The organism is Streptosporangium sp. NPDC002607 (assembly GCF_053592655.1).
The window spans coordinates 1-2,018 of the sequence record NZ_JBSFWD010000155.1 but is presented as its reverse complement, the minus strand read 5'-3'; the positions used below and the strand labels follow the sequence as shown (position 1 = coordinate 2,018).

The following is a 2,018-nucleotide window of genomic DNA, read 5'->3' as shown; positions in this document are numbered from 1 at the left end:
CCGGCGGTGACGGTGGACACCGCCTGCTCGTCGTCGCTGGTGGCGCTGCATCTGGCGGCCCAGGCGCTGCGCTCGGGGGAATGCTCGCTGGCGCTGGCCGGTGGGGTGACGGTGATGTCCACCCCGAACACCTTCATCGACTTCTTCCGCCAGGGCGGTCTGAGCTCTGACGGGCGATGCCGGTCGTTCTCCGAGTTCGCCGATGGGGTGGGCTGGTCGGAGGGTGTGGGTGTGCTGGTGCTGGAGCGGCTGTCGGACGCGCGGCGTAACGGCCATGAGGTGCTTGCGGTGGTGCGGGGTTCGGCGGTGAACCAGGATGGTGCGTCGAACGGGTTGACGGCGCCGAACGGCCCGTCGCAGCAGCGGGTGATCCGCCAGGCGCTGGCCGGGGCGGGGTTGTCCTACGCGGATGTCGACGTGGTGGAGGGGCACGGGACCGGGACGACGTTGGGTGACCCGATCGAGGCGCAGGCGCTGCTGGCGACGTACGGGCAGGACCGGCCGGAGGACCGGCCGGTGCTGCTGGGGTCGATCAAGTCGAACATCGGTCACACCCAGGCGGCCGCCGGTGTGGCAGGTGTGATCAAGATGGTCATGGCGATGCGCGAGGGCGTGGTGCCGCAGTCGTTGCACGTGGACGAGCCGTCCTCGCATGTGGACTGGGCCTCGGGTGCGGTGGAACTGCTGACCGAGCCGGTGGAGTGGCCGGAGACGAGCCGTCCGCGTCGGGCCGCGGTGTCGTCGTTCGGGATCAGTGGCACCAACGCGCATGTGATCTTGGAGCAGCCTCCGGTGCCGGTGGAGGCCGGGGTCGGCGAGGTTGATGGCGGGTCTGATGGCGGGGTTGTTCCGTGGGTGGTGTCGGGGCGGAGTGAGGTGGCGTTGCGGGCGCAGGCGGCCCGGTTGCTGTCGTATGTGGAGGGTTCGCCTGGTCTGGGGTTGGCCGAGGTGGGGGTGTCGCTGGCGACGGCTCGGTCGGCGTTTGAGTATCGGGCGGTGGTGGTGGGTGCTGAGCGTGCGGAGTTGGTGCGGGGCCTGGCCGCGGTGGCCGAGGGGGCGCCGGCCGCCGGTGTGGTGACCGGTTCGGCGCGGGGTGCGGCCAAGCTGGCGTTCCTGTTCACCGGTCAGGGCAGCCAGCGGGTGGGGATGGGCCGGGAGTTGTACGCGCGGTTCCCGGTGTTCGCGCAGGCGTTGGACGAGGTGCTCGCCGAGCTGGACCCGCTGCTCGATGGGTCGTTGCGGGAGGTGTTGTTCGCCGAGCCGGGGTCGGTTGAGGCGGAGGCTCTGGATCGGACGGGGTGGGCGCAGCCGGCGTTGTTCGCGGTGGAGACGGCGTTGTTCCGGTTGGTGTCCTCGTGGGGGGTGCGGCCGGCTGTTTTGGCGGGGCATTCGATCGGGGAGATCACCGCGGCGCATGTGGCCGGGGTGTTGTCCCTGGCCGATGCGTGTGTGTTGGTGGCGGGTCGGGCGCGGTTGATGCAGGCGCTGCCTGCCGGTGGGGCGATGGTGTCGGTGCGGGCGTCCGAGGAGGAGGTCGCCGAGCTGCTGGCCGGGCGTGAGGAGGAGGTGTCGGTCGCGGCGGTGAACGGCCCGGCCTCGGTGGTGATCGCCGGGGTGGAGGAGGCGGTGCTGGAGGTCGTCGCCGTTCTGCAGGAGCGGGGTGTGCGGACGAAGCGGTTGCGGGTGTCGCATGCGTTCCATTCGCCGTTGATGGAGCCGATGCTGGAGGACTTCCGCACCCTGGCCCGGACGTTGTCCTACAGTTCGCCGCAGATCCCGGTGGTGTCCACGGTGACCGGCCAGGCGGCCACCGACGAGCAGCTGTGCTCGCCGGACTACTGGGTGGAGCAGGTGCGTCGGGCCGTCCGCTTCTCCGACGGAATCCGGACGCTGCACGCTCAGGGAGTGCGGGCCTATCTGGAGCTGGGCCCCGACGGCGTGCTGACCGCGATGGCGGTCGACACCCTCGCCGCGGAGGCCGAAGCCGGTTCTGGCCCGGACGCGGTGCTGGTGCCGGT

At 71.1% G+C, this 2,018-nt stretch carries 1 protein-coding gene; it reads left to right on the top strand.

From position 1 onward, the window contains the following. On the top strand, positions 1-2,018 hold a 2,018-nt coding region (locus tag ACWD3H_RS47590; protein WP_451959794.1), incomplete at both ends, for a type I polyketide synthase.